At 64.5% G+C, this 23,025-nt stretch carries 20 protein-coding genes; 10 read left to right on the top strand and 10 right to left on the bottom strand.

What is annotated here, in order from left to right; all coding sequences use genetic code 11:
- Nucleotides 1-122: 122 nt before the first annotated feature.
- The 3 genes from QQL28_RS12560 to QQL28_RS12550 form a co-directional block, all read right to left on the bottom strand.
- The gene (locus tag QQL28_RS12560; RefSeq protein WP_284265402.1) at nucleotides 123-839 is read right to left on the bottom strand and encodes a DUF1614 domain-containing protein; all 717 of its coding nucleotides are present in this window, start codon (nucleotides 837-839) and stop codon (nucleotides 123-125) included.
- Nucleotides 840-901: 62 nt separating this feature from the next.
- Nucleotides 902-1,471, bottom strand: a complete 570-nt coding sequence (locus tag QQL28_RS12555; protein WP_284265399.1) for a class GN sortase — start codon at nucleotides 1,469-1,471, stop codon at nucleotides 902-904.
- Between the two features lie 207 nt (nucleotides 1,472-1,678).
- Nucleotides 1,679-3,943 carry a marine proteobacterial sortase target protein gene (locus tag QQL28_RS12550; RefSeq protein WP_284265396.1) on the bottom strand — a complete coding sequence of 755 codons (2,265 nt, stop codon included), beginning with the start codon at nucleotides 3,941-3,943 and terminating at the stop codon, nucleotides 1,679-1,681.
- Nucleotides 3,944-4,130: 187 nt separating this feature from the next.
- On the opposite strand from QQL28_RS12550, the gene QQL28_RS12545 reads away from it, so the two are divergent.
- From QQL28_RS12545 to QQL28_RS12500, 10 genes are all read left to right on the top strand, one after another.
- On the top strand, nucleotides 4,131-4,892 hold the full coding sequence (locus QQL28_RS12545; RefSeq protein ID WP_284265394.1) for a helix-turn-helix domain-containing protein: 762 nt from the start codon (nucleotides 4,131-4,133) through the stop codon (nucleotides 4,890-4,892).
- 52 nt (nucleotides 4,893-4,944) lie between these two features.
- A complete protein-coding gene (locus QQL28_RS12540) occupies nucleotides 4,945-6,420 on the top strand; it encodes a glycosyltransferase family 2 protein (protein ID WP_284265392.1) in 1,476 nt (491 codons plus the stop codon).
- Between the two features lie 169 nt (nucleotides 6,421-6,589).
- Entirely contained in the window at nucleotides 6,590-7,726 is a 1,137-nt protein-coding gene (locus QQL28_RS12535; protein ID WP_284265598.1) for an acyl-CoA dehydrogenase family protein, read from the top strand.
- Nucleotides 7,727-7,811: 85 nt separating this feature from the next.
- Nucleotides 7,812-8,468, top strand: a complete 657-nt coding sequence (locus tag QQL28_RS12530) for a glutathione S-transferase family protein (protein ID WP_284265390.1) — start codon at nucleotides 7,812-7,814, stop codon at nucleotides 8,466-8,468.
- 203 nt (nucleotides 8,469-8,671) lie between these two features.
- Nucleotides 8,672-9,472 (top strand): helix-turn-helix transcriptional regulator, encoded by an 801-nt coding sequence (locus tag QQL28_RS12525; protein WP_284265596.1) that lies wholly within the window; start codon nucleotides 8,672-8,674, stop codon nucleotides 9,470-9,472.
- A 198-nt stretch (nucleotides 9,473-9,670) separates the two neighbouring features.
- A complete protein-coding gene (locus QQL28_RS12520; RefSeq protein WP_284265388.1) occupies nucleotides 9,671-10,537 on the top strand; it encodes a beta-keto acid cleavage family enzyme in 867 nt (288 codons plus the stop codon).
- A gap of 115 nt (nucleotides 10,538-10,652) precedes the next feature.
- Nucleotides 10,653-12,269, top strand: coding sequence for an acyl-CoA carboxylase subunit beta (locus QQL28_RS12515; protein WP_284265385.1), 1,617 nt, complete (start codon nucleotides 10,653-10,655; stop codon nucleotides 12,267-12,269).
- Nucleotides 12,266-14,248: an acetyl-CoA carboxylase biotin carboxylase subunit gene (locus QQL28_RS12510; protein ID WP_284265384.1), complete on the top strand. Its 1,983-nt coding sequence runs from the start codon at nucleotides 12,266-12,268 to the stop codon at nucleotides 14,246-14,248. The genes QQL28_RS12515 and QQL28_RS12510 overlap by 4 nt, the downstream gene beginning before the upstream one ends.
- A gap of 280 nt (nucleotides 14,249-14,528) precedes the next feature.
- Nucleotides 14,529-15,722 (top strand): cupin domain-containing protein, encoded by a 1,194-nt coding sequence (locus QQL28_RS12505; RefSeq protein WP_284265382.1) that lies wholly within the window; start codon nucleotides 14,529-14,531, stop codon nucleotides 15,720-15,722.
- A gap of 26 nt (nucleotides 15,723-15,748) precedes the next feature.
- Nucleotides 15,749-16,051, top strand: a complete 303-nt coding sequence (locus QQL28_RS12500; RefSeq protein WP_284265380.1) for a pilus assembly protein N-terminal domain-containing protein — start codon at nucleotides 15,749-15,751, stop codon at nucleotides 16,049-16,051.
- Between the two features lie 36 nt (nucleotides 16,052-16,087).
- On the opposite strand, the gene QQL28_RS12495 is transcribed toward QQL28_RS12500, so the two are convergent.
- The 7 genes from QQL28_RS12495 to kce form a co-directional block, all read right to left on the bottom strand.
- Nucleotides 16,088-17,074: an ABC transporter ATP-binding protein gene (locus QQL28_RS12495; protein ID WP_284265378.1), complete on the bottom strand. Its 987-nt coding sequence runs from the start codon at nucleotides 17,072-17,074 to the stop codon at nucleotides 16,088-16,090.
- Nucleotides 17,071-18,081 carry an ABC transporter ATP-binding protein gene (locus tag QQL28_RS12490; protein ID WP_284265376.1) on the bottom strand — a complete coding sequence of 337 codons (1,011 nt, stop codon included), beginning with the start codon at nucleotides 18,079-18,081 and terminating at the stop codon, nucleotides 17,071-17,073. Before QQL28_RS12490 ends, QQL28_RS12495 begins: the two co-directional genes overlap by 4 nt.
- Entirely contained in the window at nucleotides 18,081-18,974 is an 894-nt protein-coding gene (locus QQL28_RS12485) for an ABC transporter permease (protein WP_284265373.1), read from the bottom strand. Before QQL28_RS12485 ends, QQL28_RS12490 begins: the two co-directional genes overlap by 1 nt.
- Before the next feature lie 9 nt (nucleotides 18,975-18,983).
- Nucleotides 18,984-19,931 carry an ABC transporter permease gene (locus QQL28_RS12480; protein WP_284265371.1) on the bottom strand — a complete coding sequence of 316 codons (948 nt, stop codon included), beginning with the start codon at nucleotides 19,929-19,931 and terminating at the stop codon, nucleotides 18,984-18,986.
- Between the two features lie 42 nt (nucleotides 19,932-19,973).
- Complete coding sequence (locus QQL28_RS12475) at nucleotides 19,974-21,572, bottom strand: ABC transporter substrate-binding protein (protein WP_284265369.1); 1,599 nt, start codon at nucleotides 21,570-21,572, stop codon at nucleotides 19,974-19,976.
- Between the two features lie 196 nt (nucleotides 21,573-21,768).
- Nucleotides 21,769-21,957 carry a hypothetical protein gene (locus tag QQL28_RS12470; protein ID WP_284265367.1) on the bottom strand — a complete coding sequence of 63 codons (189 nt, stop codon included), beginning with the start codon at nucleotides 21,955-21,957 and terminating at the stop codon, nucleotides 21,769-21,771.
- Between the two features lie 102 nt (nucleotides 21,958-22,059).
- Entirely contained in the window at nucleotides 22,060-22,998 is a 939-nt protein-coding gene (kce, locus tag QQL28_RS12465; protein WP_284265365.1) for a 3,5-dioxohexanoate:acetyl-CoA acetone transferase, read from the bottom strand.
- Nucleotides 22,999-23,025: the final 27 nt, after the last annotated feature.

Here is a 23,025-nt window from a genome sequence, read left to right as displayed (position 1 = left end):
TTCGCTACGAGCCGTCTCTATAGGTCTACGGCCCGCGATGCCAGTTCAGTTCCCCGCTCGAAACGGGTGCCCGGAAGCCATGGTTAGAAGCCATAGTTAATTGTGCGCGACGTGAGAAGCCCTCACCAGACCTCCCTGGGTCTTGCGGGCGAGGCGATGCCAGCCAGCAGCACGGCCAGGATGCCGGTCAGGAAGATGCCGTCGAACGTGCCGGCGCCACCGATCGAGGCGACGGGGGCGCCGAGATTGCCGATCTTGTCGAGGTTGAGCAAATCGGCACCGATCAGGGTGCCCATCGAGCCGCCGATATAGGCGAGCGGCGCGGCATATTCGCGCGACAGCAGGAAGGCCAGGATCGCCGTGACCACGACCGGCGCGAAGACGGGAACCGCGATGCCGACTCCCTGCACCGGTGTCGCCATCATGTGGATGACGAAAGCGATCGCGATCACCGCGATCGCAGCCTTCAGCCAGAGCTGGTAGCGCAGCACGAGATAGCTCGACATCAATGTCGGGATCACGGCGCCGCCGACGTTCACCGCAAGCACCGTGCCCGGCCATTGCGTCACCAGCGGTACCACATAGCGCATCCCGAAGAAATCGACGATCTCGCCTGAGCGCACCGCCTTGCCCGGCAGCACCGTGACCGGGATGTTGAAATAGCTGCCGACCAGCGAGCCGAACAGCAAGAGCAGCGCAACGCCCGGGCCGACGCCGAGCCGCATATAGGCATAGCGCAGGATGCGGAGCTGGATCAGGATGATCAGCCCGGCGAACAAGAGCACCAGGACGGAAAACAGGCCCGGCGTGATCGGCAGGTACTGAACTTGTGAATGCATGGTCACACGGCTGGATCTGGCGCGTCACGCCAGCATCCCACGGGACGGCCGCGATGACAAACCTAGCCGCCGGTTCCAATCAGCGTCGCGTGCAGGATGTAGCGGTCTGGGCCTGAGGTGAGCGCATCGAACGGCCAGCAGGTCGACAGCACGAGCTCGTAACCTTGTGTATTGGGATCGATGCCCGAGGCGTCGAAGCGCACTACGGCCGAGGCGTCGGCCCGGTAGTGGAAGTGCTTGCCGTCGCCGCGCGTGACCTCGATCTCGTCACCAACGGCAACATCTTGCAAGAAACGGAAATGCGTGTCGCGATGTGCCGCGTAGACGGCGACGCCGCGCTCGCCTGCGTCCACGGTCTCCTCGACATGTCCGGGACCGAAGGCGAGCGCCTGGCCGCTGCTGCCTGCGAGCACGATGGCGCTGGCGCCGATCCGCTTCACCTCGATCCGTGCCACCGGCCAAGTATCCGCCCATGACCACGGCTTCGTCGGCTGACCGCTTGCGATGCTCTTTGTGAACGCGCGTTCCAGCAGCACCTGTGCCAGCCATGCCTTGGCGTGGATATAGGCGCCGTCGCCGAACAGGATGGCGCCGACGAGCGCGAGAATGAGGGGATGGACGAGGCGGGGCATCTTGCCGGATTCTCCGTCATTGCGAGGAGCGAAGCGACCAAGCAATCCAGACTATCTCCGCGGGTGCAGTTCTGGATTGCTTCGCTTCGCTCGCAATGACGAATGCGGTGATAGGGTAAATCTGAAAAAAAGCGCGCGCGGCTGTTTGGGGCGGGTGACGGGCAGCCGCGCGCGCTGAAGGAGAGAAGGTGGCTGAGACCTCCTCTTTCATCCGGCGTCAGTGAGCAAAGGCTGCCGCCGGTTGAACACGAACAGGACCAGGCTGAGCAGCAGCACGATCAGCCCTGCGATCATCTTCAACTCGGCCGAGGTTGCCGTCTTCGGCAGGCGGATCGTGTCGGCTGCCGCCGGCGTCGGGCGTCGCGCGGCCGGCTGGCCGCTCGCATCCGCATGGCGCTCGCGGAGCTGCGTCGGCACTTGCTGCGGCCGTTCGCCGAACACCTTTTCAAAGTCCCAACCGGACGGCAGGTTGATCGGCAGCTCACTGAGCTTGAGCGGCTCGCCTTCGGGGCGGCCCGGCGTCTTGTCGACGGCGACGAGGCTAGTCAGCCGGGTGACGATCTGGTGCTCCAGCGCCAGCCGCAAGATGGCCTTGTCGGCATCTTCCGGGTTCATCTGATGCATGGTGCGCGCCACCTCGGCGTCGCCGATCTTGCGATTGGCCCAGAGCTTCGAGAGACCCTTGCCCTCGGCGGCGTTCTGCAAAGGCAGCGTCACCGACCACGGCCGGTCACCGACGCGGCCCTTGATCTCGAGCGAGCCCGAAAGCTTGTCGAGCTTTGCCGCGAGCACCAGCGGCTCGTCGCGATAGACGTCGGGAATGATCGCCGGCGTGATATCGGCCGAGGCGTCCGAGAACCTGGCCGAGAGGCCGGTCACGGCCGGATTTTCCAGCTTGGCGAACAGGCTGCGCATGCGCTCCTCGACCTGCTCGACCGAGCCGATATGGGTGAAGGCGCCGCGTCCGAGCTCGGAGGCGCGGGTCATCAGATAGGTGTTGGGCGCAGAGCCGATGCCGACCATGAAAATGCGCGAACGGCCGCGCATCGCCGTGATCGTTTCGAACAATTGCTGCTCGTTGCCGATGGCACCGTCGGTCAGGAATACGACCTGGCGGACCATGCTGGTGTCGCCAAGACTATCGGTGAGCGCGGCGCGCATCGCCGGCACCATCTCGGTGCCGCCGCGGGCCTGAAGCGCGTCCACGAAGGCGGTTGCCTGCCGGACATGCTCGATGTCGGCCGGCACCGACGTCGTGAACAGCACGTCCATGGTGTCGTCGAAGCGGATGACGTTGAAGCGATCGTTCGGCTGGAGGCGCGCGAGGGCGTAGTTGAGGCTCGCCTTGGCCTGGATGATCGACGTGCCGCCCATCGAGCCGGAATTGTCGATCACGAACACGACTTCGCGCGGCAAGGGTTTTTGCGTCGCCTGCTCGATCGACGGCGGGGTCACGAAGGCAAGCAGGTAATCGGCGTCGCCGACATGCTCGCGGAACAGGCCGACCGACGGCGCCTTCTCGGCCGCGGGCTTCCAGGTCAGCTCGAAATCGCGGTCCGCAGGCACGGTGTCGTCGGCAAGGCGAACGATCCGCGTTGCATTGTCGGGGCTCTCGATCTTGACGGCGTGGTGATGGCTCTTCACCTCGCCGAGCGCAAAGCCCCCCTGGAGGCGAACCGTGATGCTGGTCGGATTGACCGGCGGATTCTTGGCGGGATCCAGCACCGGCGGCGAAATACGGTCGCGATCCGGCACCGGGTCGGTCTTGGCCGCGCCCCAGCCGGAGCCGTCGGGACGGAAATCGACGCTCTGCACGATCGGCGCCGGATTGTAGCGCGGCCCGACCACGAGCGGCACGCGCAGCGAATATTCGTTGCCGGACTGGTGCACCGGCTCCTGGTATTCGATCTGCACCAGCACGGTTTCGCCCGGGCCGATATTGGCGACCGAGTTGGTGAAGATGTTCGGCCGTTCCTGTTCGGTGAGCGCGGCCTTCTGGCCATCCCGGCGCGCCTGCTCGTAGATCACGCGTGCCTGCTGCCGCTCCTTGATGTCGCCGACGATGACGCGGTCGCCGACCACCATCTTCAGCGTGTCGACGGCGCCGTTGGTGGCCATCGGATAGACATAGGTCGCCTCGACCCAGTTCTTGGTGGGATTCCTGAACACTTGGGTGACGCGCGCACGCAGCGTCGGGCCGGAGACGGTGATGTCGACGTCGATGCCGAGGCGGAGGGCCTCTGTGGTGGCGCCGTCGTCCTTCAGAAACAGCGTCCCCGAGCGGGCCTCGCCGGGCTGTAGCAGGCCTGCCTGCTCTGATGTGGCCGACCAGCTCGGCACGAAGCTCACGAGCAGAGCCACGAAGGCGATCAGGATCACGGCAACGCCCTGCGCCAGCAGGAACAAGCCCAGATTGATCAGCTTTCGCAGCATAGGGTGCTCGTCATTGTCGGTCTCGTCATAGATGCTCATCTCACCTGCTCCCGAAGCACGTTTGGCTGGCCTCTATTTCGGCCGCGGAGCCCTGATTTCGCGAGCAGAATGATCGGCAATGTTCGGCCGCCGGCCACCTGGGCCAGCCGCCGCCGAGGCGGTCCTGTGCGGTTTTGTGCTGATTTGTCCGGCCTGCTAGAATGTCCGCCTGGAGCAGGGAATAACGATGCAGACGCCGGACAAGCAGCTTACCGACGAGCAAAGCCGCGAGGTCGCGGAGAAGATCCGCGAGGAGCTCGCCAAACGGCGCATCTCCCGGCAGGCGCTGGCCGAGCAGGCCAAGCTCAGCCTGTCGACGCTGGAAAAGGTGCTCGGCGGCCGGCGCCCGTTCACGCTGGCGACCACGGTGCGGCTGGAGCAGGCGCTGGGGGTTTCCTTGCGGAAAAATCACGCCGCGCCGCCGTCGCCTGTAGCAGGCAACGATGTCGCGCCCGACAGTCTCGGCTCCTATTCGCACCGCGCGGTGACCTGGCTCGAGGACGTCTACATCACGCTGCGGCCGTCATTCGGCGACAAGGACGCGCTCTTTGCCTACCGCACCGAGATCGCCTGGGAGCCGAAAGTGTCGTCGCTGGTCTTCCGCGAGGGCGAGCGCACGGACGCCGCCTATGAGCACACCGGCGAGGTCGCCGTTCCCCATCAGTCCGGCTTCATCTATCTCGTCATCAACCGGCACGGGCAGCATCGGGTGATCACGGTGTCGCGGCCGACCACCGCCGGCGAGATGTACGGCATCATCTCGACGCTGCGTGCCGGCCCGGGCTCGCAACTGACGCCGATCGCTGCGCCCATCGCCTTCGTGCCGGCGCGAAACGTCAAGACGCCGACCTTGGGGCGGATTTCTCCCGACAACGTCAATTACGCCCTGTACCGTGACCATCTGCGTCGTACGGTGGACGAATCATTCGCGCTGTTCCTTCCGGTCTAGCGGCTCTTTCATCCCACCGTTGCTTTATTGAATTCGTTTGCCAGTGTCATTCATGCCCAGTCCGCAAGCCGAGCCCGACGCCGAGCATCCGCTGTTCTCCGTCATCATTCCACTCGAATATCACCGCGGGCAGTGGGAGCAGTCATGGCAGGGCTGGATGTCGCAGACCATCGCGCGTTCGCTTTACGAGATCATCCTGGTGGTGCCGCCGGACTTCTCGCCGCGCGAGAATCTGTCCGCGCTTGCCGGCGGCGAGGCGCGGCTCGAGTTCGCCGATTCGGCCCATGACATCGGCCTCTGCGCGATCGGCGCGGCACGGGCGCGCGGCAAATATCTGTTCTTCACGGAATCGCACTGCTGGCCGGAGCCCGAAGTGCTCGCGCTCTGTGTCCGCGCCTTCGAGGATCGTCCCGAATGGTCGGGCTTTTCCTGCAAGTCGATCCCGGTCTGCCACAACCGCCTGTCGGAAGCCGAGGCCGCGATGTACCAGGCCGACATCGATTTCGGCATGAAGGTGCATCCCTGGCGCAAGGTGCTGGACCAATGTTTCGTGACGCGGCGCGATGTCTACGAGGAATGCGGCGGCTTGCGCGAGGAGCTCGGCCATTTCGCCGAATGGGTGCTCGCGGCCGCCTACCATGCGCGCGGCCGCGTCATCGGCTATCTCCAGGAGGCGCGCTTCCATCACTACTACATCGGACGGCTGTCCGACCTGAAGACGTTTACGCTCGATTTCGTGGAGGGCGAGATCCGCTACCTCAGCGAAGGACGGCGCGAGCCCGGCAGCGAGCTTCTGGAAATTCCCGTCGAATGGAGCCGTCAGGACAATTTCGATCCCGCGCTGGCGCGGAGCGCGCTTCGCGCCTTAGTGCTTGATGGTCGTGCGTGGTTGAATTGGCCTCAAGAGACATGGCGCGGAGTTCGGCGCTGGGTCGGACCTGCGCTGTTTGGCGACCTCCTCGCGCGCGGTGCAGCGCGGCTCGTGGCAGCCTATGCCCGCTGCGTCCTGACCGTTCTGGCGCGTGCCGGCTCGCCCGAGACCATCGCGCGCTGGATGAAGCTTTACATTGCGGCCCTGATCGATTTTCAGCGGCTCGATTGCATCCACCGCGTTCGCAACGCGAGAGGCGTTCCCTTGCAGCGCTTGGGCGATCAGGTGCTTGCGCAGGCCGGCTTCAATGCGGCGGAGATCTGGCAGGGCCGAGCATTCCGCTGGAGCGAGCCGGAAGCCGCCATCCGGATCAGCGTACGGCCCGGCCGCAACGTGGTTCGTGTTCAATGCCTCAACGTCCGCGGACCCGTCGATCGAATCGGGCTCCGCTTCTATCTCGACGGCGCGCGTGTCGCCGACCGATCGATCGCGATCCATGAGGACGGCTTCGAGTTGTGCCTTGAGCTGCCATCGTCGGGCGCGGCCACGCTGGCATGGACCTGTCCGAGTTTTGCGGCCGTGGGCGATCCGCGCCGCCTCGGTTTGCCCGTGGTCGGGATCGAAGTGGCGAGCGACGCGCAGCCGCGCGACGCTTGATGCTCGGGCGGTCGCGACTCCGGCCTTGTCGACTTCCGAAGCGTTGAATTCTTGGAACATGGATCGACTCGAAGTCGAGTGCTCCGCGCCAGCTACTCGACGCAAGTGAGCGGGTGGTGTTCCGGTCATGTTGGCATCAGGAATCGCCGCCAGCGAAAGCGACCATGCGATGGCAAGCCCGTTCTATACCGCCGAGCACGACGCCTTTCGCGCCGTGATGCGCCGCTTCGTCGAGAAGGAGATTGAGCCCCACGCCCATGAATGGGACGAGGCCGGCGAATTCCCGCGCACGCTGTATCGCAAGGCGGCGGAGATCGGCCTTTTGGGGCTTGGATTCCCCGAAGAATTTGGTGGCATCCCCGCCGACCAGTTCATGAAGATCGTGGCGTCCCAGGAGCTGGCGCGCGCCGGTGCCGGCGGCATCAGCGCGTCGCTGATGAGTCACACCATCGGCTCGCCGCCGATCGCGCGCGCGGCGCGGCCTGAGATCAAGGCCAGGGTGTTGCCGCAGGTCCTCGCCGGTGAAAAGATATCCGCGCTCGCGATCACCGAGCCGAGCGGCGGCTCCGATGTTGCGAACCTCCGCACCAAGGCGCGGCGCGACGGCGATCACTACGTCGTGAGCGGCGAGAAGACCTTCATCACCTCGGGCATGCGCGCCGACTATCTGACCGTTGCCGTGCGCACGGGCGGCGAGGGCGCCGGCGGCGTCAGCCTGCTCCTGATCGAGGGCGATACGCCCGGCCTGTCGCGCACCAAGCTGAAGAAGATGGGCTGGTGGGCCTCCGACACCGCGACGCTGCATTTCGACGAGTGCCGCGTGCTGGCCGAGAATTTGATCGGCGAAGAAGGGCAGGGCTTCAAGATCATCATGCAAAACTTCAACAGCGAGCGCATGGGCATGGCGGCCGGCTGCACGGCCTTTGCCCGTGTCTGCCTCGATGAGGCCATCGCCTACGCGAAAGAACGCAATACGTTCGGCAAGCCGCTCGCCCAGCACCAGGTGATCCGCCACAAGATCGTCGACATGGCGCAGAAGGTCGCAGCAAGCCAGGCGATGCTGGAGATGCTGGCCTGGCGGCTGGAGCAGGGCGAGAGCCCGGTCGCCGAAATCTGCATGATGAAGAACCAAGCGACGCAGACGATGGCGTTCTGTGCCTCGGAAGCAGTGCAGATCTTTGGCGGCGCCGGCTTCATGCGCGGCATCAAGGCCGAGCGCATCTACCGCGAGGTCAAGGTCAACGCCATCGGTGGCGGCACGGAGGAGATCATGAAGGATCTGGCAAGCCGGCAGATGGGGTTATGATGCGCCGATCTTTTCGGAAAACCGCTGCACACTTTGCGCTAACGCGGCCCTATGGGTCCGGATCATGTTCTAGGGGAAACGACTGATGATCACGCTTTATCACTGCGACGCCGCGCGCTCCTTTCGCCCGCTCTGGATGCTGGAGGAGATGGGCCTGCCCTATGAGCTGAAGATGCTGCCGTTCCCGCCGCGCGTCTTCGCCAAGGAGTACCTTGCGATCAATCCGCTTGGAACGATCCCCTATCTGATCGACGGCGAGACGCGGATGACGGAGTCCTCCGGCATCTGCCATTATCTCGGCACCCGATATGGGCCGACGCCGCTGATGGTCGATGCCAATGATCCCGATTTCGGCGCCTTCCTGAACTGGATGTATTTCAGCGATGCGACGTTAACCTTCCCGCAAACGTTGGTGTTGCGCTACAGCCAGCTCGAGCCGGAGGAGCGGCGCAATCCGCAGGTCGCCGGCGACTATGCGAAATGGTTCTTGGGTCGCCTCCGCGCGGTCGAGGCAGCGACTGCCAACGCCGGGGCGTTGTGTGCCGGCCGCTTCACCGCCGCCGACATCGTGATCGGGTATGCCCTGCGGCTTGCAGAAAGCATCGGGCTTTCGCGGGATTTCGGTCCAAATGTCGCAGCCTATTGGACGCGGCTGCAACAGCGTGATGGTTTCAAGCGGGCGGTGGCGGCGGAACGCAAGGCCGGCATCGAGCAAAATGTCGCGCCAAGGTTGAGGGCGTAGCTTTTTGTCGTCCCGGCGAAGGTCGGGACGACGGTTTTGAAGAGTTCCGGGCTCGCGGTTTGGTCGTCCCGGAACGGCGACGTTTTGCGTCTCCATGACAGCGCTATCCCGCAGTGACACCGCCCAAAATTCCGCTAAGGTGGCCTCCGTCCGCAGCGGTCCGAAGAGCCGCGCGAGGAGGACCGCCGATGGAAGGCCCAAAAATCAAAGACAGCGGTCGCGAATCCGACCATTTGATGCTGATCACGCCGGAACGCGTGTTCTACGCAGGGCTGCTTGGCCGGCCGCGCCGGCGAACAGCCGGTTGCTGCCACGTCTATGTCGCGATCAAGGGCAGCCTGCATCTGACCATCGACGACGTCCATACCACCGATATCCTCGTCGTGACGCTGCCGAACCAGCGGCACACCATCGCGAGCGATTACCGCACCGTCATCAGCGTGACGCTCGAGCCCGAGAGCATGTCGGACGGCGTGATCGAGGCGCTGAAGCAGCGCTTGATCGGACCGGACAAGGCGGTCTATGCGCGAAAGATCCTCGCCGCCTACGCGTTCCTGCGCCAGCGCCGCTATGGTGACGTCGCCACCGCCGAATTCGACGAGATGTGTTTTGGCGAGGCGCTGCCGCGCCGCGTGCTCGACCCGCGCGTGACGCGGGCGATCGCGCGCATCGAGCGCTTCTCCGGCGAGCCGGTGACGGCGGATACTTGCGCGGCGGAAGCGGGCCTCTCGGCCTCGCGCTTCCTGCACCTGTTCAAGGAAGAGACCGGCATCTCCTTCCGCTCGTTCCGCGCCTGGAAGCGCGCGCGGTATCTCCTTCATTTCGCCAACCAGGACCTCAACCTCGCCCATCTCGCGCAGGACATCGGCTATCCCGACAGCACCCATTTCAGCCATTCGATCCGTCGCTTCTATGGCCTGAAGCCGCGCGCCATCTTCGTCGGCTCGCGCGATCTTGCGATCTATCGCAGCAGCGAGACGGTGAAGCTTGCGGAAGCAAGCTAGCCAAGTGTCGTAGGGTGGGTTAGCGAAGCGTAACCCAGCACTTCTGTATCCGGGAAAACGGACTTGGTGGGTTACGCCTTCGGCTGACCCACCCTCACGGCAGCGTGCCAGATCTCTAGCTTCTCCGCGCAAGAAGCCACTACCTGCCGCGTCACATGATCGCAGCGTTGCATTCCCAACCTGCGAGAACCCCAAGGCATGAGCGACAAGGCCGTCATCACCTGCGCGCTGAACGGCGTGCTCACCGACCCCCGGCAGCACAACGTGCCGGTGACGCCCGAAGAGATGGCACGCGAGGCCAGGGCTGCGTTCGACGCCGGCGCCAGCATCATGCACATCCATCTGCGCCAGCAGGCGCCGAACAAGGGGCACCTGCCGTCCTGGGAGGTCAGCGTTTCGCGCGAGATCCAGCAGGCGATCCGCGAGGCCTGCCCCGGTGTCATCATCAATCACACCTCGGGCGTGTCGGGGCCAAACTACAGCAGCGCGCTCGATTGCATCCGCGAGACCAACCCCGAGATCGCCGCGTGCAACGCCGGATCGCTGAATTATCTGAAGGTCAAGGCCGACAACAGCTGGGCCTGGCCGCCGATGATGTTCGACAACGCGGTCGAGAAGGTGAAGGATTATCTCGATGTCATGAACGCGGTCGGCACCATCCCCGAGTTCGAATGTTTTGACGTCGGCATCGTCCGCTGCGTCGGCATGTACACCCAGGTCGGCATGTACAAGGGGCCGCTCGAATACAATTTCGTCATGGGCGTTGCCTCCGGCATGCCCGCCGATCCCGAGCTGCTGCCGATTCTATTGAAGCTGAAGCGCCCAGAGGCGCATTGGCAGGTCACGGCCATAGGCCGCGAAGACATCTGGCCGCTGCACCAGCGCTGCGCCGATCTCGGCGGTCACCTGCGAACCGGCCTCGAGGACACCTTCTATCTCGCCGACGGCAGGAAGGTGACGTCGAACGGGCAGTTGATCGAAGCAGTCGCGGCGTGTGCCCGGCGAACGGGGCGCGAGATCGCGAGCCCGGCTGAGGCGCGGAAGATTTTTGGGACAAACCGGTAGGTATCACCCCCAACCGTCATTGCGAGCACAGCGAAGCAATCCAGAATCCCGTCGCGGCAACAGTCCGGATTGCTTCGTCGCTTCGCTCCTCGCAATGACGAGCAGGATAGACTTCATGTCCATCATCGAAAACACCATATCCCCCGGCAGCGCTGCCTACCGCGCCAACCATGACGGCATGCTGGCGCTGATCGATCGCATGCGTGCGCTGGAAGAGCGCACCCGCGCGTTGTCCGCCGCCGCGAAGGACCGCTTCCACAAGCGCGGGCAGCTGCTTCCGCGCGAGCGCGTCGCGGTGGTGCTCGATCCCGGTGCTCCCTTCATCGAGCTCTCCACGCTCGCCGGCTACATGTTCGACGTGCCCGATCCCAACAAGAGCGTGCCCGGCGGCGGCGTCATCGCCGGCATCGGCTTCGTCTCGGGCATTCGCTGCATGGTCAGCGCCAGTGATGCCGGCATCGATGCCGGCGCGCTCCAGCCTTACGGCCTCGACAAGACGCTGCGGGTGCAGGAGCTCGCGCTGGAGAACAAGCTGCCTTACGTGCAGCTCGTCGAAAGCGCCGGTGCCAATCTCTTGCGTTACCGCGTCGAGGATTTCGTCCGCGGCGGCAACATCTTTCGCAACCTCGCGCGGCTGTCGGCGGCGGGCCTGCCGGTCGTCACCGTGACGCATGGCTCGTCGACCGCGGGCGGCGCCTATCAGACGGGGCTCTCCGACTACATCGTCATGGTGCGCGGCCGCACCCGTGCGTTCCTTGCAGGTCCGCCGCTGCTCAAGGCGGCAACCGGTGAGATCGCAACGGAGGAAGAGCTCGGCGGCGCCGAGATGCATACACAAGTCTCCGGTCTCGGCGACTACCTCGCCGAGGACGATCGCGACGCCCTGCGCATCGCGCGCGAGATCATGGCGGCACTGGAATGGGAGCGGCCGAGCGGGGCGAGCGCTCAGTACAAGCCGCCGCGCTACGACCAGGATGAGCTGCTCGGCGTCATGCCGATGGATCACAAGCGTCCGGTCGACATGAAGCAGGTTATCGCGCGCATCGTCGACGATTCCGATTTCACCGAGATGGCGCCGAACTACGGTCCTGCCACCGTCTGCGGCCACGCCCGCATCGAGGGGCAGGCGATCGGCATCATCACCAATAACGGCCCGCTCGATCCGGCCGGCGCCAACAAGGCGACGCATTTCATCCAGGCCTGCTGCCAGACCCGCACGCCGCTGCTCTATCTCAACAACACCACCGGCTACATGGTTGGCAAATCCTACGAAGAGGCTGGCATGATCAAGCACGGCTCGAAGATGATCCAGGCGGTGACGTCGGCGACCGTGCCGCAGATCACGATCTATTGCGGCGCCTCCTTCGGCGCCGGCAATTATGGCATGTGCGGCCGCGGCTTCCATCCGCGCTTCTGCTTCTCCTGGCCCAATGCCAAGACCGCCGTGATGGGCGGCGAGCAGGCGGCCGAGACCATGGCGATCGTGACGGAGGCCGCCGCCGCGCGGCGCGGCAAGCCGGTCGAGAAGGACAAGCTCGAGGCCATGAAGGCGCAGATCATCGGCGTGTTCGACGGCCAGATGGACGTGTTCTCGACCAGCGCGCGCGTGCTCGACGACGGCGTGATCGATCCGCGCGACACCCGCGCGGTGCTCTCCGAAGTGCTAGCGATTTGCCGCGAGGGCGACGCCCGGATGCCCCAGCGCATGCAATTCTCGGTGGCCCGCCCATGAGGAATGGATCAGTGCAGCACCGGCCGTTCTTCAAGGTGTTGGTCGCAAATCGCGGCGAGATCGCGCTGCGGGTGATGCGCAGCGCGCGGCGGCTCGGTTTGGGCGTCGTCGCGGTCTATTCGGATGCGGATCGCGATACCCTGCATGTGCGGCAGGCCGACCAGGCGGTGCGGATCGGTGAAGCCTTGCCCGCGCAATCCTATCTCAACATATCAGCCATCATCGCCGCCGCGAAAGCGAGCGGCGCGGATGCCGTGCATCCCGGCTATGGCTTCCTCGCCGAGAACGGAGTGTTCGCGCGGGCCTGCAAGGATGCGGGCCTCGTTTTCATCGGCCCGTCGCCGCAGGCTATCGAGGCAATGGGCAACAAGGCCGGCGCCAAGGAGATCATGAAGAAGGCCGGCGTGCCCATCGTGCCCGGCTATCAGGGTGCCGATCAGAGCGACGAGGTGATGCTCGTGGAAGCCGAGAAGATCGGCTTCCCCGTGATGATCAAGGCGGTCGGCGGTGGTGGCGGCCGCGGCATGCGGCTCGTGTCAGAGGCGGCATCCTTCCCCGACGCGCTGCGGAGCGCGCGCTCGGAGGCGAAGGCCGCCTTCGGGGATGCCACCGTCATCCTCGAACGCGCGATCCAGAATCCCAGGCACATCGAGATCCAGGTGTTCGGCGACGCCCATGGCAACGCCATACACCTCGGCGAGCGCGATTGCTCCGTGCAGCGGCGGCACCAGAAGCTGATCGAGGAGGCGCCGTCGCCGGCCGTCTCGCCCGAGCTGCGTGCGAAGATGGGCGAGGTTGCTGTCGCGGCGGTGAAGGCGCTGCGCTACGAGGGCGCCGGCACGCTGGAATTCCTGCTCGACGCTAGCGGCGGGTTCTATTTCATGGAGATGAACACCCGCCTTCAGGTGGAGCATCCCGTGACCGAAGCCATCACCGGGCTCGATCTCGTCGAGCTACAACTGCGCGTCGCTCGCGGCGAGCCGCTGCCGGTGAAGCAGCAGGACATCAAGTCCAGCGGGCATGCCATCGAGGTGCGGCTGTGCTCGGAGGACGCCGGGCACGATTTCATGCCTCAGTCCGGCCGCATGGCGCGCTGGCAGGTGCCGAACGGTGTGCGCGTCGAGCACGCGCTGCAATCGGGCGCGGAGATACCGCCCTTCTACGACTCCATGATCGCGAAGGTCATCAGTCATGGCGCGACGCGCGAGGAGGCGAGGGGCCGGCTGATCTGTGGCCTGGAGCAGCTCACAGCTTTCGGCGTCACCACCAACCAGGCGTTCCTGATGTCGTGCCTGCGTCATCCCGGTTTCGCCGGGGGTGAGGCGACGACGGCCTTCATCGGCGCCCATCGCGACGAATTGCTGGCGCTGCGCAAGGACGCGTTCGACACGGCGCTGGCAGGCCTGCTGCTCTACGTTACCAACCCGCACGCGCCATCATGGCGCGCCGGACGGAGCCTGGCGGCAACGTTTCGGTTGCTGGCGAAGATCGAGGTGGACGGTCACGCGCACGAGCTCGAAGTCACGCGCGAGCGCGATGGCAGGTACATGGTCTCCAGCGATGGGCAGGAGCATAGGTTTGAGCTCGATGAGCTCAACTCGGAGACGATTCGCTTCCGCCACAACGGTCTCATGGACACTGCAAAATTCCTCCGCGACGGCGATCGGCTCTACCTCCAGCACCGCGGCATCCCGCTTGCGGTCACCGATCTCACCCTCGCTGCGCCGAAGGCCGCCGCAACCAACGGCGGCGACGGCAAGGTACGCGCCGCCATGAACGGCCGCGTCGTCGCCGTGCTGGTCAAGCAGGGCGACCGCGTCACCACCGGCCAGCCCGTGATGACGCTGGAGGCGATGAAGATGGAGCACGTCCACAAGGCCGGTATCGATGGCGTGGTCGCGGCGATCGACGTCGCCGAAGGCGAGCAGGTGACGGCGGGAAAGATCGTGGTGGAGATCGAGGCCGGGCGCGTAAGCTGAGGCTGTCATCACAGACGGCTTCCGCAATCGCCGGCTCGGCGCGGAAAATCGCGAAGCGATTATGCCCTCGCGCGCTGGGTCCAGAAACGCAATCAGTGATTTGAATGCGATCCGTGCAGACCGTGGCCGAGAAATGCGTCGGCCTGTGAACTGTCTCACGTTCGATGGCACGGACCTGCGTTATCTTGAGCGGAGTCTGGCCAGGTCTGGATCAAGCCAAGCGTCGTAAAGCCGTCTCCGATCGAGCGCCGCACGGAAGTGAGGAATTGGAGGGCAAGTCATGTTTCAAGCGAATCGTCGCATTTTCATTCAGTCGTTTGCAGCAGGTGCCGGAGCCCTCGCCACTACTCAATCCTTTGCTGCGGCCAATGATGGTCACGCCGTAGGGTACGATGTCTCGCCTGCTTCCGAATACATGAAAACGGTCCCGCGCAAGAGCGGCGATCCGGTTGCCTTCACGGCCTCGCTCGACAAGGCGCCGATCAAGGCGACCTCGGGCGGCTGGGCGCGCGAGATTACGACCCGCGGATTGCCTATTGCGACCGCTATCGCCGGCGCGCATCTGTTCATCAATGCCGGCGGTGCGCGCGAGATGCATTGGCACAACTCGGCGGAGTGGGCCTACGTCGTGGACGGTCATTGCCAGGTCACTGTGGTCGACCCTGAGGGGGTCGCGGAGGTCGTCAACCTCGGTCCGCGTGATCTCTGGTACTTCCCGAAGGGGCATGGTCACGCGATCCAGACGCTCGGAACGACTGCCTGCCACGCAATCCTCGCCTTTGATGACGGGCTTTATTCCGAGCATGGAACATTCGGCATCAGCGACTTGATGAGTCGCTACGATAGTCCGACGCTAGCGCAGGTTTTTGGTGTGTCCGCAGACATATTTGCCGACACGCCCAAGGCCGAGACCTACATCATGCAGGGGGACGTGATCCCGCTGGACGGCCCGCAGGCCCGCTCTGCACGCGAACTGAATCGGGCGCGAACGCACCGGTTTTCCATGACGGGGCAGAAGCCGCGCGTCGGCGGCGCAGGCGGCTCGCTCTATGTCGCCTCGGCAAGGGAATTTCCAATGTCGACCACCATGACCGGCATGCTGCTGCAATTGCGGCCCGGCGGGATGCACGAGCCGCATTGGCATGCTGACGCCAACGAATGGCACTACGTGCTCAAGGGGCGTGCGCGCGTGACGTTGTTTGCGCCGGACAAGCGCCTTGCCGTTGCGGAGCTATCGGCCGGGGAATGTGCTTATATTCCGCGCAATTGCGGCCACTCGATTCAGAATATCGGGATGGAGGATGCCGAGATCGTCGGTGTGCTGGATAGCGCAAGCTACCGCGAGAGCTCGCTATCGGATTGGCTCACCAGCGCGCCGCGTCACCTGCTGGCCAACAATTTTGGCATCGCGGAAACGGCCGTCGCCAGTTTCAAGAAGCACCCTGCGATCTCGGCAGCCAAGGCTCAGACGTGATTGAGGTAGATGGTGGCTTGAGGACTATGATCGCGCAGTTGCGTGCCTATATGCTGAGCCTGGTGCTGCTCCTCGCTCCAGTGCCGGCAAGCCAGGCGGCGGATCAGACGATCACGCTGGCGCTCGGCACCGGATCGGTGTTCACGCCTGAACAGCCGTTTGAAACCGTGCTCATTGATGACGAAAATGTCGTCAGTATTCGCATCCAGGACGATCGCTCGGTGATCTTCCAGGCGCTCAAACTCGGGACTACGAACGTCATTTTCATTGATGCGCAAAGCATCGCGATTGCCAATGTCAGGATCGTCGTGCGTGACGCGAGAGCATGAGCCTGCCCTCGTCAGCCGGCCGATGTAACTAAGGCGTCAGGCCGACCGCCCCGTCCCCTCATTGAGCAAGCACGCCACCTGGTGCCCATTGGCGGCCTCCACGAGCGCCGGCCGCTCCGTCTTGCATCGCTCCATCGCAAAGCGGCAGCGAGTGTGGAAGGCGCATCCCGAGGGCGGATTGACCGGGCTCGGCACGTCGCCGTCGACCAGCGGCGTAAGCCGCTTCGCATGCGGGTTGGCGATCGGGACCGAGGCGAGCAGGGCCTGCGTGTAGGGATGGCGCGGATTTCTGAACAGCTCGTCCTTGTCGGCGATCTCGACGATGCGGCCGAGATACATCACGGCGACGCGGTGGCTGATATGGGCGACCACGGCGAGATCATGCGCGATGAAGAGATAGGAGAAGCCGTGCTGCCGTTGCAGGTCGATCAGGAGGTTGATCACCTGCGCCTGGATCGAAACGTCTAGCGCGGAAACCGGCTCGTCGCAGACGATCAGCCGCGGCTCGAGCGCGAGCGCCCGCGCGATGCAGATGCGCTGGCGCTGGCCGCCCGAGAATTGATGCGGGAAGTTGCCCATCTGGTCGGGCCGCAGGCCCACCTGCTCGAACAGTTTTGCGACGCGCGCCTCCAGCGCCTTGCCGCTCGCGAGGCCATGCACCGCCAGCGGCTCGCCGACGATGTCGCCCGCGGTCATGCGCGGATTGAGCGAGGCAAAGGGATCCTGGAATACGATCTGCATCGAACGGCGATGCGGCCGCAGCTCGGTCTTGGAGAGATGCGTGATGTCCTCGCCGTCGAGACGAATCTGGCCCGAGGTCGGCTCGACCAGCCGCAGTACGCTGCGCGCCACCGTCGACTTGCCGCAGCCGGATTCGCCGACGAGGCCCAGCGTCTCACCCGTTCGAAGCGAGAAGCTGACGCCGTCCACCGCATGCACGGTGCCGACCTGCCGCCGCAGCACGCCGGCGCGCACCGGATAGTGCTTCATGAGATCGGTGACCTCGAGCAGAGCCTCGCTCATGCCACCTCCTCCGCGACCTCGGCCGCGCGCCAGCAGGCGGCGAGATGACCGCCGCCCCAATCCTGGAGCGGCGGATACTCCTCCTGGCAGCGCTTCACCACCAGCTTGCAGCGCGGCGCGAAGGCGCAGCCTTTGGGCAGCCGTACCAGCGAGGGCACTGTACCAGGAATTTCGTTCAGCCGCGCCTGCGCGGCCACACCGGACGCCGGGACCGCCGGGATCGAGGCCATCAGCCCGCGCGTATAGGGATGCTTTGGTGCAGCGAACAGCGCTTCCACTGTCGCTTCCTCGACCTTTTTCCCCGCATACATCACGATCACGCGCTGCGCGGTCTGCGCGACGACGCCGAGATCATGCGTGATCAGCACGAGGCCGGTGCCGAGTTCCTTCTGGAGGTCGAGGATCAGCGCCAAGATCTGTGCCTGGATGGTGACGTCGAGTGCGGTGGTCGGCTCGTCCGCGATCAGGAGCGCCGGCCGGCAGGCCAGCGCCATCGCGATCATCGCGCGCTGGCGCATGCCGCCGGAGAGCTGATGCGGATATTCCCTGGCCCGTCGCGCGGCTTCCGGAATACGCACCAGCCGCAACATCTCGACCGCGATGCCGTTAGCTTCCCTCACCGGCAGGTTCCGGTGCAGCCGCACGGCCTCGACGATCTGGTCGCCGATCCGCATCACGGGATTGAGCGAGGTCATCGGCTCCTGGAAGATCATGGAGATGCGGTTGCCCCGGATCGCGCGCATCTTCGCATCATCCAGCGCGAGCAGGTCGGTGCCCTCGAGCGTGACGGAGCCGCCGACGATGCGGCCGGGCGGGTCGGGCACGAGCCGCATCAAGGACAGCGCGGTGACGCTCTTGCCGCAGCCGGATTCGCCGACGATCGCCAGTGTCTCGCCGCGCCGCACGTGGAAGGAGACGTCATCGACCGCCTTGAACAGCCCGGAATTGGTGAAGAACACCGTTTTCAGGTTTTTGACATCGAGCACGAGATCGGAGGCGTCGCTCATCAGCCGCGCTGCCTCGGATCGAGGATGTCGCGCAGCGCGTCGCCGAACAGGTTGGTGCCGAACACGGCGAGGCTGATGGCAATGCCTGGGAAGATGACGAGCCACGGTGCGGTGCGGACATATTCGGCCGCCGATTCCGACAGCATGCGGCCCCAGGATGGGTAGGGCTCGGGAATGCCGAGGCCGAGGAAGGAGAGCGAGGCTTCGGTCAAAATGGTCGAGCCGAGCTGGGCGGTGGCGAGCACGATCAGCGGCGCCAGCGTGTTCGGCAGCACGTGGCGGAGCGCGATCCGCACCTCGCTCATGCCGATCGATTTCGCGGCTTCGACGAACGGCTGCTCGCGCAGCGCCAGCGTGTTGGCGCGGATCACGCGCGCCACCGTCGGGATCAGCGGAATGGCGATGGCGATGATGACGTTCGGCAGCGACGGCCCGAGCGCGGCCGTCATCACCAGCGCCAGCACCAGAAGCGGCAGCGCCTGAAGGACGTCGGAGACGCGCTGGAACACGAGATCGACCCAGCCGGAGAGATAGCCGGAGGTCAGCCCGACGATGACGCCGATGGACGCGCCGAGCGTGGTCGAGCCGATCCCGACCGCGAGCGAGATCCGCGCGCCGTGGATGATGCGGCTGAAGACGTCGCGGCCGAAGGAGTCCGTGCCCATCCAGTGCAGCGCGCTCGGGCGCGCCAGCGCATGCGCGGCATCGACCGTGAGGGGATCGAAGCGGGCGAGGACATTGGCGAAGATCGCGGTGAGCGCGAACACGATCATGATGATCAGCCCGGCCGCGCCCAGCACATGCCGCTGCGCCAGGAACAGCGCGCGCCGCCAGCCGCCGGTCGCGCCCGCGCCGGCGCGCTTCAGTTCGAGATCATAGTCGATCGCGGCCAAGCAGATCTCCTAATCCGTATACCGGATGCGCGGGTCGAACACGGCGTAGAGCATGTCGACGGTGAAATTCGCGAACACCACGACGACGGCGATGAACATCACGAGGTTCTGCACGATCGGATAATCCCGCCAGCGGATCGCTTCGACCAGGAAGCGCGCGACGCCGGGGATGTTGAACACGGTCTCGGTGACGATGAGGCCGCCGATCAGGAATGCGGCCTCGATGCCGATCACGGTGATCACGGGCAGAATCGCGTTCTTCAGAGCGTGCTGATAATTCACTGCGGCGTCGGAGGCGCCCTTTGCACGTGCGGTACGGATATAATCCTGCCGCAGCACCTCCAGCATCGAGGAGCGCGTGATGCGCATGGTGAGCGCGGCGCTGCGGAAGCCGACCGCCGCAGCCGGCACCGCATAGGTCGCAAATGCTTCCAGCCAGGTCTGCGGATTGGGATTGAAGATCGGCATCTGGCCGAACATCGCCACCGACGCCGTCAGAATCAGAAGGCCGAGCCAGAACGAGGGCAGCGACAGGCCGCTGAGGCTGACGACACGCAACGCGTAGTCGAGCTTGGTTCCCTGCTTCACTGCGCTGATGACGCCGAGCGGAATGCCGATCGACGCCGAGAACAATAGCGCGAGGCCCGCGAGCCGCGCCGTGATCGGAATCCGCGGCAGGATCTCCTGGAGCGCCGGCTTCTCCGAGACATAGGAGTAGCCGAAATCGCCGCGCAGAAAGCCGCCGATCCAGTGCAGATATTGCACGACCAGCGGCTGGTCGATGCCAAGCTCCTTTTCCAGATTGGCCTTGTCGGCGGGATCGACATAGCCGGCTGCTGCGAACAGGATGTCGACGATGTTGCCGGGCACGATGCGCAGCAGGAAGAAGATGACGATCGAGATCCCGAACAGGGTCACGAGCATCAGGAACAGGCGGCGCACCAGATAGGCAAACATCCCAACGCCTCCTGCCGAGCCCTCAGCTGCCCGCCCGCCGCGTCACTTGTCCAGCCACAGATCCTCGTACCGATAGCCATTATAGGAAGAGTTGCTCATGACCGTCACGCCCTTGACATAGGGCTGCCAGCAGGTGCCCAACCGGCTGTGGAAGATGATCGGGCGGGCGACGTCCTCCTGCAACTTCTTGTCGATGTCCCAGACCAGCTTCTTGCGCTTGTTGGCGTCGGTCTCCTGCGACTGCACGTCGAACAGCTTCTCGATGTCCTTGTTGCAGTAGTTGGTGTAGTTGCGCTCCGAGCCGCAGGAATAGTTCTCGTAGAAGGACTGGTCGGGATCATCCACGGCATTGCCCGTGAGGTTGAGGCCGATCATGTAATCCTTGCGCGCGACCTTCGGGAACCAGTTCGCGGTCTCCGCGACGTCGAGCTCGCCGTCGATATAGATGCTCTTGAGCTGGTCGATCAGGATCACAGCGGGGTCGCGATAAACCGGGATGTTGCGCGTGGAGACCTTCACGGCGAGGTGCTTGTCGGGTCCATAGCCCGCCTTCTGCATCAGCTTCTTCGCCTCCTCGCGGTTGGCGCTCACGTCGGGGCCGTAACCGGGAATGGTCTCCAGCATCTCCTTGGGCATGCCCCACAGCCCGTTCGGCGGCGGCAGCATGGTGCCGCCGACGTCGCCCTGACCCTCGAACATGATCGAGATGAACGCCTTGCGGTCGAGCGCCAGCGCCATGGCGCGGCGGATGTCGATATTGTCGAACGGCGGCGCCGTCGAATTGACGATGATGTTGGTCGCGACGTTGGTCGGCGCGATCTCGCAGATCGCGTTCGGCGCCTGCGACTTGACGTCCTTCACCAGCGGGATCGTCACCTCGGTCGGGAACGTCATGTCGAACTTGCCGGCGACGAAGGCGAGGATCGCGGTCGAGCGATTGGGGATGATGGTGAACTCGATGCCGTCGAGATAGGGCCGGCCCTCCTTCCAGTAGTCGGGATTGCGGGTCAGCTTGATCGATTCATTGGCCTTGAACTCGACGAACTTGAACGGCCCGGTGCCGATCGGATGGGTGCGCATGTCGCCCGGCGAGACGTGGCAGGGATAGACCGGGGTATACCCCGAGGCCAGCAGCGCCAGCAGCGAGGGCTGCGGCCGCTTCAGGTTGAACGAGACCTCGAAATCGCCGTTGGTCGAGACATCATTGACCTCGTTGTACCAGGTCTTGCGCGGATTCTGCCGGAACTTCTGCTGCGACTTGCCCATCAGCATGTCGAAGGTGCATTTGACGTCAGCCGATGTGAACGGCTTGCCGTCGTGCCATTTGACGCCCTGGCGCAGCTTGAAGGTCAGCGTCTTGTTGTCGTTGCCCCAGGCCCAGCTCTCGGCGAGATCGGGGACGATGGTGTCCATGCTGTTCTGCGCCACGTCCTGCTTGTAGATGACGAGGTTGTTGAACACGGGCATGAAGGGCACGTTCAGTGAATAGGTCGCGCCTTCATGGATCGAGGCATTGCCGGGGCTGTCGCGGTGATACATCCGCAAAATGCCGCCCTGCTTGGGTCCGCCGGCGAGTGTGGTGGTTGAGACCGTCAGCACCGATAGCGCCGCCATCGCGGCGAGCGCAACCACGCTCCGCATGCTTCTCTCCCTCGAACCTCAAGGCCTTAAGCAGCCTGTTTGATGGCGACGATAGCTAGGTGGGCGAGGGCAGGCAACGGCCAAGGCCCGTTGCGGCCTTGGCAATTCGGATGACGTAAAGCCGCACGTAGCGTCGCTCTCTCGCAATGTGAGAGAAGCCGAGGTCATCATTTCGGTGGTTGGAACCGGATCGACGCTACGGCTGCGCTTGCGCGCGGGATGGCAGCAGCGCGAGGGCGATCGAGGGCAGCGGAAAGAACAGGGCACCCAGAACGAACCAGACACCCCGTGAACGTCCCTTCTCCGCCGCGAATTTCGCAGTGCAGCGTCCGCAAATCACGAGCAGGTAAACAACCAGAAGGCCGTAAAGGGTCAAGGCGAGCATGACGGCTCCCTGTCGATGCACCCTGTTGAGCATACAGGACCGCGAACGCAGAGACGACGGCGCCGGCAGCCCCGCGACATCAAAACTGAGAGAGCTTCGCGATCACACGTTGAGCGTGTCGCCGCCCTTCAGGTGCAACATCTCGCGTGCCTCGTCGGAGGTGGCGACCTCCAGGCCAAGCCCCTCGATGATCTTGCGGGCGAGACGCACCTGCTCGGCATTCGACGAGGCCATGCGGCCCGGCGCAGCCCACAGCGAGTCCTCGAGGCCGACGCGGATATTGCCGCCCATGGCAGCGGCCATCGCCGCGATCGGGAGCTGATGCCGTCCGGCGCCCAGCACCGACCAGATGAACTTGTCGCCGAACAGCCGCTCCGCGGTGCGCTTCATGTGCAGCACGTCCTCGGGATGCGGGCCGATGCCGCCTTGCAGGCCGAACACGGTCTGCACGAACAGCGGCGGCTTCACCAGGCCCTGATCGAGGAAGTACTGGAGATTGTAGAGATGCGCGGTGTCGTAGCACTCGAACTCGAAGCGGGTTCCGGTTTCCGACAGCGTCTTCAACACGAACTCGATGTCCTGGAACGTGTTGCGGAACACGATGTCCTTGTTCTCGACATGCTTGCGTTCCCATTCATGCTTGAAGGTTTTGAAGCGATTGAGCATGCCGAAGAAGCCGAAATTCATCGAACCCATGTTCAACGAGGCCACTTCCGGCTTGTACACTGCGGCTGGCCGCACGCGCTCGTCCACCGTCATGGTCGGCGCGCCGCCGGTGGTGAGGTTGATCACGGCGTTGGAACGCTGCTTGATGATCTTGAGGAACGGCGCAAAGGCTTCCGGCGATTGATCGGGCTGGCCTGTCTCGGGGTTGCGCGCGTGCAGATGCACGATTGCAGCCCCCGCTTCGGCGGCGTCCACCGCGGCGTCCGCGATCTCCTGCGGCGTCACCGGCAGAGCAGGGGACATCGACGGCGTGTGGATCGCGCCGGTGACGGCGCAGGTGATGATGACTTTGCGGGCCGTTACTTTGCTAACCATGGGTTTGCAACTCCGAGGCGGCTGTGA

Origin of the sequence: Bradyrhizobium iriomotense (assembly GCF_030160715.1) — a bacterium.
GTDB classification, from domain to species: Bacteria; Pseudomonadota; Alphaproteobacteria; order Rhizobiales; family Xanthobacteraceae; genus Bradyrhizobium; species Bradyrhizobium iriomotense.
The sequence above is the reverse complement of the archived record's forward strand: the minus strand, read 5'-3'. Positions and strand labels throughout refer to the sequence as shown.

Bases quoted from the DNA above. Each gene is read 5' to 3' on its own strand.
- QQL28_RS12550 (WP_284265396.1), bottom strand. From the start codon at position 3,943: ATGAGCATCTATGACGAGACCGACAATGACGAGCACCCTATGCTGCGA.
- QQL28_RS12520 (WP_284265388.1), top strand. From the start codon at position 9,671: ATGAGCGACAAGGCCGTCATCACCTGCGCGCTGAACGGCGTGCTCACC.
- QQL28_RS12500 (WP_284265380.1), top strand. From the start codon at position 15,749: ATGATCGCGCAGTTGCGTGCCTATATGCTGAGCCTGGTGCTGCTCCTC.
- QQL28_RS12480 (WP_284265371.1), bottom strand. From the start codon at position 19,931: ATGTTTGCCTATCTGGTGCGCCGCCTGTTCCTGATGCTCGTGACCCTG.
- QQL28_RS12555 (WP_284265399.1), bottom strand. From the start codon at position 1,471: ATGCCCCGCCTCGTCCATCCCCTCATTCTCGCGCTCGTCGGCGCCATC.
- QQL28_RS12475 (WP_284265369.1), bottom strand. From the start codon at position 21,572: ATGCGGAGCGTGGTTGCGCTCGCCGCGATGGCGGCGCTATCGGTGCTG.
- QQL28_RS12530 (WP_284265390.1), top strand. From the start codon at position 7,812: ATGATCACGCTTTATCACTGCGACGCCGCGCGCTCCTTTCGCCCGCTC.
- QQL28_RS12535 (WP_284265598.1), top strand. From the start codon at position 6,590: ATGGCAAGCCCGTTCTATACCGCCGAGCACGACGCCTTTCGCGCCGTG.
- QQL28_RS12545 (WP_284265394.1), top strand. From the start codon at position 4,131: ATGCAGACGCCGGACAAGCAGCTTACCGACGAGCAAAGCCGCGAGGTC.
- QQL28_RS12510 (WP_284265384.1), top strand. From the start codon at position 12,266: ATGAGGAATGGATCAGTGCAGCACCGGCCGTTCTTCAAGGTGTTGGTC.
- QQL28_RS12515 (WP_284265385.1), top strand. From the start codon at position 10,653: ATGTCCATCATCGAAAACACCATATCCCCCGGCAGCGCTGCCTACCGC.
- QQL28_RS12540 (WP_284265392.1), top strand. From the start codon at position 4,945: ATGCCCAGTCCGCAAGCCGAGCCCGACGCCGAGCATCCGCTGTTCTCC.
- QQL28_RS12490 (WP_284265376.1), bottom strand. From the start codon at position 18,081: ATGAGCGACGCCTCCGATCTCGTGCTCGATGTCAAAAACCTGAAAACG.
- QQL28_RS12505 (WP_284265382.1), top strand. From the start codon at position 14,529: ATGTTTCAAGCGAATCGTCGCATTTTCATTCAGTCGTTTGCAGCAGGT.
- QQL28_RS12495 (WP_284265378.1), bottom strand. From the start codon at position 17,074: ATGAGCGAGGCTCTGCTCGAGGTCACCGATCTCATGAAGCACTATCCG.
- kce (WP_284265365.1), bottom strand. From the start codon at position 22,998: ATGGTTAGCAAAGTAACGGCCCGCAAAGTCATCATCACCTGCGCCGTC.
- QQL28_RS12470 (WP_284265367.1), bottom strand. From the start codon at position 21,957: ATGCTCGCCTTGACCCTTTACGGCCTTCTGGTTGTTTACCTGCTCGTG.
- QQL28_RS12560 (WP_284265402.1), bottom strand. From the start codon at position 839: ATGCATTCACAAGTTCAGTACCTGCCGATCACGCCGGGCCTGTTTTCC.